General features: G+C 33.4%; 20 protein-coding genes. 3 read left to right on the top strand and 17 right to left on the bottom strand.

Annotation, left to right across the window (positions count from 1 at the left end; translation table 11 throughout):
* From HDR40_RS06445 to HDR40_RS06485, 9 genes are all read right to left on the bottom strand, one after another.
* Nucleotides 1-173: SDR family NAD(P)-dependent oxidoreductase (locus HDR40_RS06445; protein WP_290626753.1), on the bottom strand; the 173-nt coding region annotated here is incomplete at its 3' end.
* Between the two features lie 142 nt (nucleotides 174-315).
* Nucleotides 316-687 carry a nuclear transport factor 2 family protein gene (locus HDR40_RS06450; protein WP_290627674.1) on the bottom strand — a complete coding sequence of 124 codons (372 nt, stop codon included), beginning with the start codon at nucleotides 685-687 and terminating at the stop codon, nucleotides 316-318.
* Nucleotides 688-760: 73 nt separating this feature from the next.
* Nucleotides 761-1,597: an SDR family oxidoreductase gene (locus HDR40_RS06455; protein WP_290627675.1), complete on the bottom strand. Its 837-nt coding sequence runs from the start codon at nucleotides 1,595-1,597 to the stop codon at nucleotides 761-763.
* Between the two features lie 66 nt (nucleotides 1,598-1,663).
* Nucleotides 1,664-2,266, bottom strand: a complete 603-nt coding sequence (locus HDR40_RS06460; RefSeq protein ID WP_290627676.1) for an NAD(P)H-binding protein — start codon at nucleotides 2,264-2,266, stop codon at nucleotides 1,664-1,666.
* Nucleotides 2,267-2,371: 105 nt separating this feature from the next.
* Nucleotides 2,372-3,265, bottom strand: a complete 894-nt coding sequence (locus HDR40_RS06465) for a LysR family transcriptional regulator (RefSeq protein ID WP_290627677.1) — start codon at nucleotides 3,263-3,265, stop codon at nucleotides 2,372-2,374.
* 55 nt (nucleotides 3,266-3,320) lie between these two features.
* Nucleotides 3,321-4,193, bottom strand: coding sequence for an alpha/beta hydrolase-fold protein (locus HDR40_RS06470; protein ID WP_290627678.1), 873 nt, complete (start codon nucleotides 4,191-4,193; stop codon nucleotides 3,321-3,323).
* Nucleotides 4,194-4,223: 30 nt separating this feature from the next.
* Nucleotides 4,224-4,841, bottom strand: coding sequence for a flavodoxin (locus HDR40_RS06475; RefSeq protein ID WP_290627679.1), 618 nt, complete (start codon nucleotides 4,839-4,841; stop codon nucleotides 4,224-4,226).
* Nucleotides 4,842-4,850: 9 nt separating this feature from the next.
* Entirely contained in the window at nucleotides 4,851-5,693 is an 843-nt protein-coding gene (locus tag HDR40_RS06480; protein ID WP_290627680.1) for a GRP family sugar transporter, read from the bottom strand.
* A gap of 174 nt (nucleotides 5,694-5,867) precedes the next feature.
* Nucleotides 5,868-7,223 (bottom strand): MFS transporter, encoded by a 1,356-nt coding sequence (locus HDR40_RS06485; protein WP_290627681.1) that lies wholly within the window; start codon nucleotides 7,221-7,223, stop codon nucleotides 5,868-5,870.
* A 118-nt stretch (nucleotides 7,224-7,341) separates the two neighbouring features.
* On the opposite strand from HDR40_RS06485, the gene HDR40_RS06490 reads away from it, so the two are divergent.
* A complete protein-coding gene (locus HDR40_RS06490; protein WP_290627682.1) occupies nucleotides 7,342-8,235 on the top strand; it encodes a LysR family transcriptional regulator in 894 nt (297 codons plus the stop codon).
* On the opposite strand, the gene HDR40_RS06495 is transcribed toward HDR40_RS06490, so the two are convergent.
* The 6 genes from HDR40_RS06495 to HDR40_RS06520 all read right to left on the bottom strand — a co-directional run bounded on the left by HDR40_RS06495 (nucleotide 8,236) and on the right by HDR40_RS06520 (nucleotide 11,145).
* Nucleotides 8,236-9,087 (bottom strand): aldo/keto reductase, encoded by an 852-nt coding sequence (locus HDR40_RS06495; RefSeq protein ID WP_290627683.1) that lies wholly within the window; start codon nucleotides 9,085-9,087, stop codon nucleotides 8,236-8,238.
* Nucleotides 9,088-9,102: 15 nt separating this feature from the next.
* Nucleotides 9,103-9,270 (bottom strand): hypothetical protein, encoded by a 168-nt coding sequence (locus tag HDR40_RS06500; RefSeq protein WP_290627684.1) that lies wholly within the window; start codon nucleotides 9,268-9,270, stop codon nucleotides 9,103-9,105.
* A gap of 25 nt (nucleotides 9,271-9,295) precedes the next feature.
* A complete protein-coding gene (locus HDR40_RS06505; protein WP_290627685.1) occupies nucleotides 9,296-9,559 on the bottom strand; it encodes a flavodoxin in 264 nt (87 codons plus the stop codon).
* A 336-nt stretch (nucleotides 9,560-9,895) separates the two neighbouring features.
* Complete coding sequence (locus tag HDR40_RS06510) at nucleotides 9,896-10,231, bottom strand: type II toxin-antitoxin system PemK/MazF family toxin (protein ID WP_290627686.1); 336 nt, start codon at nucleotides 10,229-10,231, stop codon at nucleotides 9,896-9,898.
* 27 nt (nucleotides 10,232-10,258) lie between these two features.
* Nucleotides 10,259-10,543, bottom strand: a complete 285-nt coding sequence (locus tag HDR40_RS06515; protein WP_290627687.1) for an AbrB/MazE/SpoVT family DNA-binding domain-containing protein — start codon at nucleotides 10,541-10,543, stop codon at nucleotides 10,259-10,261.
* A 146-nt stretch (nucleotides 10,544-10,689) separates the two neighbouring features.
* On the bottom strand, nucleotides 10,690-11,145 hold the full coding sequence (locus tag HDR40_RS06520; protein WP_290627688.1) for a flavodoxin: 456 nt from the start codon (nucleotides 11,143-11,145) through the stop codon (nucleotides 10,690-10,692).
* 627 nt (nucleotides 11,146-11,772) lie between these two features.
* Here HDR40_RS06520 and HDR40_RS06525 point away from each other — a divergent pair.
* The gene (locus HDR40_RS06525) at nucleotides 11,773-12,021 is read left to right on the top strand and encodes a hypothetical protein (protein WP_290627689.1); all 249 of its coding nucleotides are present in this window, start codon (nucleotides 11,773-11,775) and stop codon (nucleotides 12,019-12,021) included.
* A gap of 53 nt (nucleotides 12,022-12,074) precedes the next feature.
* A complete protein-coding gene (locus HDR40_RS06530) occupies nucleotides 12,075-12,665 on the top strand; it encodes a hypothetical protein (protein ID WP_290627690.1) in 591 nt (196 codons plus the stop codon).
* 674 nt (nucleotides 12,666-13,339) lie between these two features.
* Here the strand turns inward: HDR40_RS06530 and HDR40_RS06535 are convergent.
* A complete protein-coding gene (locus tag HDR40_RS06535) occupies nucleotides 13,340-13,780 on the bottom strand; it encodes an 8-oxo-dGTP diphosphatase (RefSeq protein ID WP_290627692.1) in 441 nt (146 codons plus the stop codon).
* A gap of 119 nt (nucleotides 13,781-13,899) precedes the next feature.
* Nucleotides 13,900-14,850, bottom strand: a 951-nt coding sequence (locus HDR40_RS06540) for an IMP dehydrogenase (protein ID WP_290627694.1), incomplete at its 5' end; no start/stop codon positions are given.

Below are 14,850 nucleotides of genomic sequence, written 5' to 3' on the forward strand. Positions count from 1 at the left end.
CCACCATTTTTCTTAACGGCATCAGCAGCTGCTTGAGCACCTTTTTCATCTGAGTGGTAGTTGATGACAACTTTCATGCCTTCTTTACCGAATCTTTCACTAATAGCAGTACCGATACCTTTGGAACCACCAGTAATAACTGCGACTTTATCTTTTAATTCTGAATAAACCATTTTTATTCTCCTTTTGTATTAGTGTGTTGTTTTTGATTTACTTGTTATAAAAATTATAACACGTTACTTACTAATTGCAAGTATAAATTTCGATTTTTTCAAATGAAAAATAAAAAAGACTAAAACCCTTGTATACCGCTGATTAATATACGCTAGCAACTTGTTTAACTATAACCCACTTACCATTTTCTTTAGCAAAATACATTTTCATTTGAAGTTGCCAAGTAGAAATACTACCACCCCAAATTCTGGCTTTAACACGATTTTTACCAATAAATGATGCTGTATCGCCATTTATTTCAATATCTTCAATCGCTTCTTCATCAGAAGAATAATATTTCATTTCTTCATTTTGGATTTGGTCGATCCATTCCATCTTAGGTTGAATATAACCAGTCATATGAGTAAGTTCCATGCTTGGAGCTAAAATTTGGTTAAGTGTGTTAATGTCTTTGTCAACTATAGCTTGGTTTTCTTTGCGGTAAAGTGAAATTATTTGTTGTTCATCAGTCACACATTGTACCTCATTCTCTATCTCTACTTATACTTATAAAAAAGTAATCTATAATATTGAGTGCTTTTTTGTATTAATTTCTAACTTCGTCAACATTACCGTACCAATACTGAGCGGTAACACCACCATCAATTAAAAAATCACTACCTGTAATAAAAGCTGCTTGGTCACTCATTAAATATTGAGCTAAACTAGCAATTTCATCCGAAGTTGCTGGACGCTTAGTTACCATCGATTCAAACATTTTCTTGTAGCCGGCACCACGTGGGCCATTTAATTCATCCAAGGCAAGTGGAGTCATTACTATTCCGGGAGAAATGGCATTAATTCTGGCACCACGCTTTTGCCAATTTACTGATTCACTAGCAACACGCAACACATTCTCACGTTTAGCATATTGGTAAGCAAAAAGTGAATCGGTAATTACATCGGGTTGCAAAATATCTAAATCAAGCAATTTTTCGGTTGGAGTCATAGCAAGTTTTTTATCGTTCTCTTGACCTAATGCGGGTAAACGATGACCAGATTGAGAAGAAATAATAATTCCACTCCCACCTTCAGCAATAACTTTTCCGAATTCTTCAAGTAAAACTGAGGTGCCATACAAATCCACTTTCAAGACTTGCTCAGGAGTAGTTTGAGATGGTGACACACCTGCTGCATTGACTAAGTGCTTAATTTTACCTAACTCTTGAGCTTTCTTAACTACATTTTGAATTGATTCACGAGAAGATAAATCAGCCTTGATTGTTTCTACATCAAAACCTGCTTCTTGTAATCTCTTTTGCACATTTTTTAAGTTATCTTCATTGTAGTCAGCCAGTAATAATTTTTTACCACTCGCAACCCGTCTAACAATAGCTTCACCAATTGATCCACTACCAAATAAAACAACTACTTCTTTTTTCATATTTTTCTCCCTTAATAAATCAATTTAATGCACCCAAAATCAAAACTTTTTACTCTTAATGTTTTATTATTCAGGGGTATTGATACCCACACTATCTCTTAGATAAAGTGAATCATCATCGACTAGTTTTTGAACTAAATCGCCAATTGATGCAACTGAAACATCATGACCACCAAATGGTTCGCCTTTTCTAGTTACTTCGTAATTAACGGGGCCACCAGTGAACCAACCAGGACGAACAATAGTGTAGTTCAAGTCAGATGCTTCAATAACATTAGCTGCGTCGCGGTAAGTTCTTAAAGTTGGGTTAGTTCTCAAATTACCACCACCAACACTAGCAGGAATTTCATTATAAATTCCCATAGAAGTAATAAATACTAAACGTTTTACGTCATTTCGATTCATTGCTTCAACAATACTCTTAGCAAAACGTCCTAAATTACCACTTAATGCGGCAAACACAGCATCTTGTCCTTGTAAAGCCTTGTCCAAGTCAGCTTGATTAGTTACATCCCCAGAAATTGTCTTTTCTCTAGTTGGATCAGCTACGCTAAGTCTGTTAGCTGAACGAGAGAATAAGGTAAGATTATCATTTGTATTTTCTAAAAGAGCTTCAGTTGCTGCTCTACCTACAGTACCAGTAGCACCAATAATTAAAACGTTTGTCATAATTTTTCACCTCATGTGTTTAATTCAAATTTCAATTATTATTGTAGAAGCAAAAAGGCCTAGGAACAATTTCTTGTTCTTAGGTCTTTTGATAAGTAAAACTTATTAATTATTAAATTGTTTTTCTAAAATATCAAAGAAGCTCTCAATGTAGTAGCCAGAATTATCTGCTTTCCAAAAGGCATAGTATTCTTGTGATAACTGTTGATCACCATTGTACAGAGGCAAACTAACTAAATCATCATTCAAAGTAATCGTATCTTTAACACGATCATTAATAATTAAATAGCCTTGATTCAAAGTTGCCATCATAATTGCTTCATCATAAGTAGATGCAGTTACAAAATCACCGCTGATATTTAAAACATCTTGATAGTATTTTTCTTCATCGCCCTGTTCATTTGGCCCAACGATTAAAATGCATGGCAAATCACGCAAGGCTTGACTTTCAACTTTAGTTTGATTGGCATCGACTTGTTTTTTATTAATTAAAACTTCGAAATTACTTGAAGTTAAAAATTTGTTTACATATTTATTAGAAGGAGCTCTTCTTAAATCACTAAAAGCAATATCTAATTTATCTTCTTCTAGCATGTTAAATAGTTTTTCGTGACTGCCACTAGTAATTTTTAATTGAACATCAGAAAATTCTGTTGAAAACTCTGATACTGCTCGCAAAAATTCACTAGTTCCAAAATTACGCAAATAACCAGCATGCAAAATAAATGGTTCTTCTTTTTGATTGCCAATTTCTTTTGTTTCAGAAATTAACTCGTTGAGATTGTTTAATAAATCTTGGCTATGATTGTAGAAATACTTACCAGCTCGAGTCACAGTAAAGCTACGTCCTGTTCTTTCTAAAAGTTGGACGCCTAATTCCGACTCGAGCTCTTTAATTTGCTGTGAAATGGCTGGTTGTGAGATATGACATTCCTCAGCAGCTTTTGTAAAATTTTTATTTTTAACTACTGAAATAAAATATCTAATTTGATTGAACATAATTTATCACCTATAGATATACAAAAAATAAAGGATGTAATCCTACTTGCATCCTTTATTTAAATATTTTTCTATTGTAATGTCTAATGATTTTTGCCGTTGTCTGCGCATCATGATTACCGTCAGGGACAATATAATATTGAATTTTATCCTTAAATTCAGGCAACTTTTTCATTGCGTTAATTTGCGGAGTCATTGAGCCACTTGTACCATCACCAGAGCCTACACCAGCAAAAATTTCAAACGATAAGTCGTTATTCTCCTTAACCGCATTAGCCAAAACTTGCGCTGTTTCTTTAGGTGCACTTGCTCCACCATCAGATTCTACAGTCCAAGAATCGCCAGCCATTGGAATGAAATACTTGAAATATGGTAAGTCATATTGAAAAACATACCAAGTGGTGATTGAGCCCATTGAAAAACCGCCAAATGCTTGATGATTGCGCGCCTTTTGTAAAGCCGCTTTACTGCCATCTTTAGCATAAGTTTTATACTTTTTGGCTACAGCCGGCATTAAATCATCTACTAATTCTGTTTTAGCAAAACGCTTGTTCAAGGGATTATCACTATAGTAATTAGAAGTTACTTGTTTAGTCGTTGGATAATAAGTTGGAAAAACGACAATCGTATTTTTATCCCAATTATCAAAAACCTGCTTAAAATTACCTTCTTGATAAAGTTGTGAAATACCATCTTTTACTTCAGTTGAGCCATGCAAAAGATACAAAACATTGTGCTTGGCATTTTTATGATAATTTTTAGGCAAGTAGACTAAAGCTTTCTTGGTAACCTTTTTATTATTATACGTAGTTTGATAAGTTAAAATTTCCGTTTGACTGGGATTATTTTCTTTGACTGATGCAGCATTATTTGAATTTGATTTGGCACTGCATCCCAATAATCCACTCGCTGCGATTAATGTGCCCACTAGCTTCCAGATCCTTCCCATAGGCTTCACCTAATTTTCTTTCAAAAGACCAATCTTTTTAAGCCATTGTCTTACTTCAGATTTATTGTTGTCGTAGCGAATACCGTTAACAAAATCCGCACCTTCATTCTGTGCCATCCGACGAATGTATTGTTCAGATGGTCCAATTGGCGTACTCATGCTAGTAGTAAAGGCAGTGACATTTTTACCTTTGAAATTGTAGTCATCAAACAAAGTACTGATTAACATTGGTGGTCTACTCCACCAAGTTGGGTAACCAATAATTACATTTTCATATTTAGAAAAATTAGGAATCTTAGTCTTCAAAGCTGGGTGAATATTTTTCCTTCTTTCGCGGTCACCACGTTTTGCGGCGTCATCATAACCCTTGTAGGCTTTTACTGGTTGCAAACGAATCATGTCAGCGCCAGTTTCTTTTTGAATATATTCAGCAGCTTCTTTAGTACTGCCACTCAAAGAGAAATATAAAATTAAAGTCTTACTGTTTTTAGAAGTTTTATTCACTTTACTTACTTTCTTAGATGATTGACTGCTATTTGTACTACTCTTACTATTTGAGCATGCAGCTAAACCTCCTGCAATAGCTACAAAGCCCAATAATAAGGCAATCCTTTTTAAAAAATTCATATTCTTCTCCTACATGACTGCACCAATAACGATCAAAGCTAGCCCCACTAAGGTAGAAACTAATTCTTTACCGTGCTTGTATTCCTTCAAAAGTGTCATCCCACCAACAGTTGAGATAATTACACTCAATTGACTGTAGATGAAGGCGTTGGTAACACCATTTGCTTGAGCAGAAATGATGTAAGTGTAAGCACCAATCCCAAAGGCAATGCCGGCAAAAGCATCTAACCAAGAAGCTCTTTGAGTAAATACTTTGGCTTGCTTAGTGAAAATAGCGTACAAAATCGCACCAATCAAGATACCAATCATTTGTGGTAAAAATAAACTTTGTGCATCGGCATTTACTGCTTTAGGAAAGGCTGAGTAGACCCAATAACCAATAGTAGTTACTAATAAGAAGAGCAAATCTCTACCAGTCATCTTCTTGGAATTTGGATCATTAGAAACGGCAGTTAAAGCTACACCGATAATAATCAAAATCAAGGCTAGAATTCCGATAACGTATTGGTTAACACTGCTCCATTCACCAAAAATCAAGGCCCCGATAATTGTATTACCAACTAGTTGTAAACCGGTTGAAATTGGCATTGTTTTGCTTACGCCCATTCTAGTGAAAGATACGAACTGACCAATTTGACCAATTGCCCAAAACATCCCTGACAAAAGTGATAATAGTGAAATACCCATTGTCATTTGGGGATGCTGAGTCAAAGTTACGATAATTCCAACAATTGTTGCTCCAATTCCAACACCTAAGATTTGGTTAGCTGGATGGCTATCTTTAACTTTACTTACGATTAACGGAATAACTCCCCAGCCAATTGCTGGTAAAAGCGCTAAAATAACATTCATTTATATGTACTTCTTTCTGATTACTTTTTATTTTCTTAAGTTGATAATTAAAGTATATCTGCTTACTCTTAGTTAGAAAATTACTAAAAGTTGATGATGCTATACATGAAGTGTATAGTAAAATGAAATAAAAAAGATGAATGCTAGAATTAACATTCATCTTATACATAAATCTTATTCATGAGGCCCGCGAAAAATATTAATTGCGGATAAAACCACAGGAATTAACAAAATTGCCATCCAGAATTGAGCGTGATTAATGCTGGTAACCGGGTTACTAATCGAAGCTACTAATCCTGAAACAATTGATAATCCAACTGCCCCACCAATTTGGTGAACAGTATTAACCACGCCTGACGCTGCACCAGCAATGTCATCATCTACACCAGCAACTCCAGCTACAGTCATTGGACTCATTAATAATCCTTGGCCCAAGCCTATTAATACCATTGGAATAGCTATGCCGAGTAGATATCCAGAATTAATACCTAGGAATGCACCTAGGCTTATTCCTACAATATCAAATAATGAACCTACGAATAAAACTGTCGCATTTGAAAATCTAAAGCTTAGTCTTGCTACAAATAATGAAATAATAAATTGCACCACAGTTAATGGTAAAAATCCAATTGCAGCAAGTAATGGCGTAATGCCAAATACTTTTTGCATAGCTTGTGGCATTAAGAAAAAGTACGCCATGCTGGCTCCTAACATAAAAAATCTAGCAACTAAGGCACTAGCTCTTTGATTATCTTTAAAGATAACTAAAGGCATTAGCGGATTTTCAATCTTATTTTCGATTAAAACGAAGGCTACTAAACTGATAATCGTCAAAATAATAGCCACAGTTCTAAAGCTTGTAGCATTAATACTATAAACTAAGCTACTAAACCCAATTACAGAAGTAATCGCACCCCACCAGTCAATTTTTCTATCAGAGTCAAGTTCTTGCTTGGGATGAACAAACTTAATTGACATCAAAATTAAGATAATTCCCACAACCATATCAAGGTAGAAACCATTTCTCCAACTAGAGTAACTAGAAATGATACCACCAATGATTAAACCTAAACTTGATCCAATTCCAGCAGTAGCTCCATAATATGCAATAGCCTTAGTAAGTTGTTTTCCTTCATAGTAATCCATTAGTAAGGCTAACGTAGCTGGGGCCAAGAATGAACCACCAATTCCTTGTAAAGCTCTCATTGCTATTAGCATCCCTGGATTAAAAGAAATACCAACTAAAAATGATGCCATTGTAAAGACAATTAAACCAATAAGTAGGACCTTACGTCTACCAATGATGTCCCCTAACCTAGCGCCCAAAGCTAAGAAGCCTCCGAACGTCAATGAATAGGCATTGCTGACCCAAGCCACCATGATATTATTCATATGTAGCTCTTGCCCGATTTGAACTGTACTTGTAAAAACTAATGAATTATTCAATAAAATTAAAAAGTAACTGATTAAAACAATTGGCAAAATAATACCAAATGCAGTTTTATTATTTGTTTCTGCTTTTGTATCCAATTTAAATGCTCCCTTCTTGCTTAACTTTCATTAATAGTTTATAGAGAAAAGGGAGACTTGAAAATTACTAGTTATTTATGCTAGTTTACGTATAATGTAAACTAAGGAGAAAATAAAAATGATTGAAAACTACCTTTATCAATACTTAGTCACTTTTGCTCAAACAGGATCTTTAAAAGAAACTAGTCATCAATTACACGTCACTCCAGCTAGTGTTAGTCGTGGTCTTAAAAAGTTGGAAAAGCAGTTAGGTGTTCCTCTTTTTATTCATCAACCGCAAAAATTGGTTCTAACTGATATTGGTAAATTCACAGTGAGAGAAGTAGAAAAAATCTTACATCAAGAAGAAAAACTACCTACAGTAATTAAAAATTACTATCAAAAATTTCAAATGCTTACAGTTGGAGCCTCTACTCCTGCAATAGTTCAGCTCTTGCAAGATTTAAATCTAAAAGATGTGCGGATTAGTAACAATATGTTAAGCACTGCCCGAGTGAAAGAAAACTTGAAAACTCATCATTACAGCTTAATTATTTCTTCTAATTCAATTGAAACTAAAGATATTACCTCTGAATATCTGGGGAAAGAAAAACTCTCAGTAATGTTAACTTCTTACAATAGTCTTTATTCACAAGCGAGCGTCTCTTTCGCTGACCTAAGTGGAAATGAATTTATTGTTTTAAAACATTTAGGTGAATGGAAAAATCTAATAGAAAATAATATTCCTAATATCCAGCTTATTTATCAACAAAATTTAGATTCTTACAATGAATTGGTAGAATATTCTGATTTTCCGCTTTTTAAAAGCAGCTTAGCACTTGATGACCCACATTTTATCAAAAATACTAAACGTAAAATTATTCCAGTTTCTAGTACATTAGCTCAGTTACCTCTATTTGCAAGTTTTTTAAAAAATGATCGACAACTTGTTACTCCTATTTATCAAAAGCTAAAAAAGTCAATCAAAAAAGCCGATGAAGTTTATTCATCGACTTTAGAGAAAAATATTTGACTACTTTTGACTATCAAAATCCATGTCCATCTTTGCATAACCAGCAACCATCTCTGGATTTGGATTGTAGTAGCGCTTTTCAGTATCAAGCTTAGCAATTTCTGCCATTTCCTCATCAGTTAATTCAAAGTCAAAGATATCAAGATTTAACTTAATGTGAGCTGGATTAGTTGAACCAGGAATTACAATATGACCGGCTTGAACATGCCAACGTAAGATAATTTGAACATTGCTTTTACCATATTTTTCACCAAGTTTAGTAAAGATTGGTTGCTGCATCAAGGAACTATCACCGTGACCCAATGGGTACCAAGCCATCAAACGAGTGTCATAAGGTTTCAAAGTTGCCATAACTTTTTGAGCAGTAAAGTATGGGTGAGCTTCAAATTGGATTACTTGTGGCTTAATTTCTGCAAAGGTCAACAATTCATCTAATTCTTTTCCTTCAAAATTAGAAATACCAATTGCCTTGATTTTGCCTTCTTTGTAGGCTTTTTCAAGTTGACGGTAGCCAACCTTCCAGTCACCTGATGGTTGGTGCAAGAAGAGCAAGTCTAAGTAATCAAGACTCAAACGTCTTAGAGTATCATCAACTGCAGTTTCTTTTTCGTAAACAGTTGGCCATAACTTAGAAGAAATAAATAATTCTTCACGATTAATACCACTCTTAGCAATTGCACGACCAACTGCCTTTTCATTCATGTAACCATTGGCAGTATCGATTAAACGGTAACCATCTTGAATTGCTTCTAAAGTTGCCTTTTCAGCATCATCAGGTTCCATTTGGAAAGTACCTAAACCAATTGCTGGAATTTTTACATCATTATTTAAACTAAATACTTCGTTTGTCATTATTAATATCTCCTTTTATTGTAAAGCTAAAGTCCATTCATCTAAGTTTCTATCACCATGACCACTTAGCAAGACATCTAAAGCATCAGCCCATTCTTTAAAGACTTGATCATAGTCACCAACGCTGCCAGCGTCAGTATAGAATGAAGCAACCTTGCCTTTGTAGCCATTTAATTTTTTCAAGAAAGTATAAATTGGAGTTGCAGGTTTACCCCCCCCAAACAGGACTGCCTACCAAGATTAGGTCGTACTTATCAAAATCATCGACATCGATGCTAATTTCAGGATAAGTACTGTTAGCAATTTGTTCTTTAGAAATATCAAAAGTATCGTACATATCTTTAGAAAATACATCCGGAGCAACTTTGATTTCCGCCAAATCACTATTGGGTAGTTGAGCAGCGATATTTTCAGCTACTTTTTTGGTAGTGCCGGACCAAGAATAATATGTAACTAAATATTTTTTACTCATAGATTTATCTCCTCTTGTTAACTTTCAATTAGAATTATAGTGCCAAAAATATAAATAAAAAATTGCCAAAATCTTATAATAGTATACGTTATGCGTATAACTAAAACTTGAGTAAAAACTGATATATCAATAAAGTGATTTTACCGTATTAACCCAAATATAGCTTATGTGCATCAAGTGTGCATCAATAAAAAAGCCACCCCAGAGGCAAATCCTCCCGAGTGGTCATTTAATATTTCTAAATAACTTGAGTCTATAAAAAAAGACCTATATAATGTTGTTAGCTAAACATCATCATATAGGTAAAATAGCTTCAGCTCTACTGTAAGCTATTTTTTAATAAATAAATTTTATAAATTTAACAATTTGTTGCCTGAAATCATCAGGAACCGAACACCAATAACTATAGCCTCTAGCTGTAGTATCTACTGTTCTCCCTTGTGATAATAAAGCTTGCCCTTCAATTGGAAGATTTTCTGGTAAATCAATATTTAACGGAAAATCTTTTTTCTTTGAAGTAATGGGTACTACACTTACCAAACCATTACACATTTTGTTAAATTCATCATTAGACACTACTAATACAGGACGGTATCCGGCTTGTTCATGACCTAATGTTGGATCAAGGTTTAACTTAATAATGTCACCTTGATGCAAAAAATCTTTTGCCATCTATTCACCTCCCTTCAGGAAAAACTTCTATAAAAGTTCTCTTCCAACTGGTTTCCCTAAATCGAATTCTTTAGATTCATTAGGGTGCTCTTTATTCCAGTCATTCCAATATTTTTTATAATCAAAGCCCTCAAAAAGTTCTTTTAAACTTTCAGGGCTTTTTTTCTTTTTTAGAATAATCTCTTTGTTACTGTTTACGGTAACGTCAAATGTTGTCGGTTCAGTACCAATACCAGCTTGGGTTAGGATCGATTTTGGTAACCGAACCGCATGTGAGTTACCCCACTTTTTCAATTCGGTTGTGTTAGTCATTAAGAGTTCCTCCTTCAAATCTTAAAGGTTACTATATAAAGTATATACCAATGTATAAACAAAAACAACAAAAAAGCCACTCCAGAGGGTAATCCTCCAGAGTAGCTTTTTGCAAACTATATAATTTACTCTAAAAAATATTTATTCTATTGTAAGGTTAAAGTCCATTCATCTAATTTTCTATCACCGTGTCCACTTGGTAAAACATCTAAACCGTCAGCCCACTGTTTAAACACTTTATCATAATCTTCAATACTACCGACATCTGTATAGAAAGATGCCACCTTACCTTTATAACCATTTAATTTTTTCAAAAAAGTATAAATTGGAGTTGCAGGTTTACCACCCCAAATAGGACTACCGACCAAGATTAAATCATACTGATTAAAATCGTCGATACTTATATCAATATCAGGATAGTTATTAGTAGCAATTTGTTCTTTAGAAATATCAAATGTTTCGTACATATCTTCAGAAAATACATCAGGTGCAACCTTAATTTCTGCCAGGTTGCTGTTAGGCAATTGCGCAGCAATATTTTTAGCTACCCTTTTAGTATTATCTGACCATGAATAATATGTGATTAAATACTTTTTGTTCATAGCTATCTCCTTACTTACTTTTAATTAGAATTATAGTGCTAAATTAATAAATAATAAACAGTTAATTTCTAATACTAGTATACTATTATCATATTTGTCCCAAATTTGTCCCAAAAATAAAAGAAAGCGTAGCTAGTATTTTTGTAATATTTTGTAATTTTTAGATGCCCTATAATCAAGTTTTGTTGAATAAACTTGCTAACTGGCCATTTATTTTCTACAGATTGTATTTTAATAAAGAGATAATTCAAGATGTAAATGAAGTTTAATTGTATCGTAGTATGATGAAAGAAATAATAAACAATATTTGTTCATTATTAGTGGCACAACAGCTTGAATAATCACACCTAATCGTGGAATTAAAAAAGACACCTACTATTTTATCAGTCCCTACCAAATAAGTATCACAATAAACATGATGATAAAATTGTACTGCCTTTAGATTGCTTCTAATGGGTAACCAAGTGAAAGAAAGTTGGCAAACCCAATTAACTCATGAAAATCCGTAACTACAAAAGTATAAGAAAGTATTTTATTGCATCTTGGCATATTTAAAGTCAAAAAACAATAAATGGTGCTATTCTCTAATTATATAAACTATCTAACTATGTAGGAAGTAATTTAATAATGGATAAAAAAGTTAAAGTTAGTGCTATTGTTGCAGCATTGTTAGCTGTAGCACCTGTGGCAAGTTCTGTGGCTATTAACACTTCTGCTCCTAGCGTTGTTCAAGCTGCAAGCAAAAAAGTTAAAAAGACTACCAAAAAGGCTACCAAGAAGAGTAGTAAAAAAACCACAAAAAATAGTGAAAAGATTGCAGGATACAGTATAAAAGATTATGAAAAAGCAGATGCTATTATTCCTAAAAAAATATAAAATTAAAAGGTGTTAAAAGTAAACGAGTATTTCAAACACTTAAAGCTGGTGTAATGTATCTTGTTCCTAAATATTCTGTGACATTTTCACTTTTTGATAAAAATTACGACTTTACTATTAATGTGGATGAAGATGAGGATGGTTATGATGACTATGACAATGAATATGCAGAAGTAAAAGCCTCAGATGTTATACCTTTTAATTATCATACTGATAAAGGTGTAAAAAATTATGTAAATAAATATAATAACTTTTTAAAAAAATTAAAGTCTAACCAAGACATGGGATTTAAATTTAAAAAGGATACTACTATTCTAGTATCACCACCACATCCCCGTGGTGAGGACGAACTTTATGAAACAGTTGGAGGCACTTCACTATTTAAAAAACGTACTGTTAAAAAGAATAAAATTATCTATGTAGATACTTTTCAAGATTTAATGGACAAGACTATTGGTGAGAACGACCCTGATATTATTAAATATAAAGGTAAATATTATTACCGAGTACATATTTTTCTAAAAGATTATGATTATAATTATGATCCATATGCCGTCCACGTTGCTTATATACCAGTAGATAGCATTGAATTTGTTGTACTGGATGGCAGCAATAATGCAGTAAATTCAAATTATAGATTATAATAGCCAATAAAAAGCTCATTTTATCAAACAAATTGTGTACTGAGCTATAAAAGTTAGATAAAAATTCATTAAGGCTTGACTCTGATTAAATATCGAAGTCAAGCCTTTTAGTCTAATCTTTGTTTTTGTAGTTTTGTAGTGCAGTGTAAATAAAAACACTCAACGTATTATTCGTTAAGTGCTGACGGAATGTTTTGTCGCAAAGTTTATCTTAAATTAAAGATTTAAAATGAACTCCCTATAGTTTTAATTAGCGTTCCTAATATAACTGCTAATACAGTGAAAGCAAAATATCGATTCATTTTTTCTTTGTGCGTCATGTTTATCTCCTTTACTATTAATTTACTTGATAGATACTATCGTTTTATATGTAATAGATTACAAATCAATATTATCATTTTTAAAAGAATGTACAATCTTATAAATTTTAGGTTGAGTACTATTAACTTTAAAAATCCGATAAATATAATAGTTATCTAAGTTTTTAGGTTGATTTGATGCATTTTTCGATAAAATAAATACCATATTCTAGCGAATCAAATATTAGCGAAATACGAGTTACTTTTTTAATGCTTTCATATGGTGCTATTTGAGTTTGCTTTAAGACAAACTTTTTATTCATCCTAATATTTTGTCTTTCAGAAGAAGATAACCTAGCCACTTCCTAAAATAGACTAAAAAAGCTCGTCTCGCTTACCATCTAAGATATGTTCGCTGATACTTTCATCAAAGTAAACTGGCAAATCATGGTCAAAATTATAAGCTAAATCTGAATTTAGTAATTCTTTTTTTGTCATCCAAGTAAGTTGACCTTCATCGCTTGATTGTAACTCTCCGCTAAATTCGGTTGCGATATAAAAGAATACCAAGTAACGATGTTGTTCATGATCATAAAATTGCTTAACTCCTGCAAGTTTAGGATTTTTAATTGTTAAACCAGTTTCTTCTTTTATTTCACGAACAACTGAATCATGGAATGATTCATGAGCTTCAACATGACCACCGGGAAATGTTAGTCCTGGCCAGATTGGATCATTACGATTTAAGACTAAAATTTTATCTTTATTTTTAATCATACACATATTTGTTAAGGTTACAGGTTCTGTTCTACTCATGCAGTTTCCTACTTTCTAAAAAATATATATAATTATCATTACAGAAAAAGGCACTAACAACAAGATTCAAATGCTGTTAATGCCGTATATTGTACTAAGAAAGTATGTGCCATACTTTCTTACTTTAAATTACTACTATAATTTGGAGCACTTTTTGCAATTTGAACATCATGTGGATGCGATTCACGTAAACCTGCATTGGTAATTTGAACAAATTGACTTTCATCAATTAATGTGGAAATATCTTCTGCTCCTACATATCCCATTCCTGCACGTAAGCCACCATCAATTTGATAAAGAATGTCACTCACATCACCTTTATAAGGAACTAAGGCTTCAATACCTTCAGGGACAAGCTTATTAGCTTCATTTACCCCACCTTGGAAATAACGATCTGAGGAACCATGTTGTTGTGACATTGCACCGATTGAACCCATTCCCCGGTAAGATTTATATTTCTTTCCTTCATTTACAAAAATAGTCCCAGGTGCTTCTGTAGTACCAGAAAGCATTGAACCCAACATTACAGCATTACCACCAGCTGCAAGTGCTTTTACAACATCTCCAGAGTACTTTATTCCTCCATCTGCAATAATTGTTTTATTATATTTTTTTGCGGCTTGAGCTGCATCAAAAATTGCCGTGATTTGGGGCACTCCTACACCTGCTACTACGCGAGTAGTACAAATTGAACCTGGTCCAATTCCAACTTTAACTACATCTACCCCTGCTTCAAATAAAGCTTCTGCTCCAGTTTGAGTAGCGACATTGCCTGCAATTAAAGTAACCTTTGGAAAATGCTTGCGAATTTCTGCAATTTTACGTAAAACTCCTGCTGAGTGTCCATGAGCAGTATCGACAACAATAGCATCTACACCTGCATCAATAAGAGAATTGGCTCTTTCAAATGTATCACTAGTAATACCTACGGCTGCTGCTACAAGCAGTCGATTATTTTTATCAACACTAGGATGAGGAAGATTTGGGTCAATCTTTTTTGACTTAACTATAACAACTTCATCAACTTGAGCTGCGATAGAAAGATTTTTATGGATTACACCTAAACCGCC

Source organism: Lactobacillus sp., from assembly GCF_014803895.1.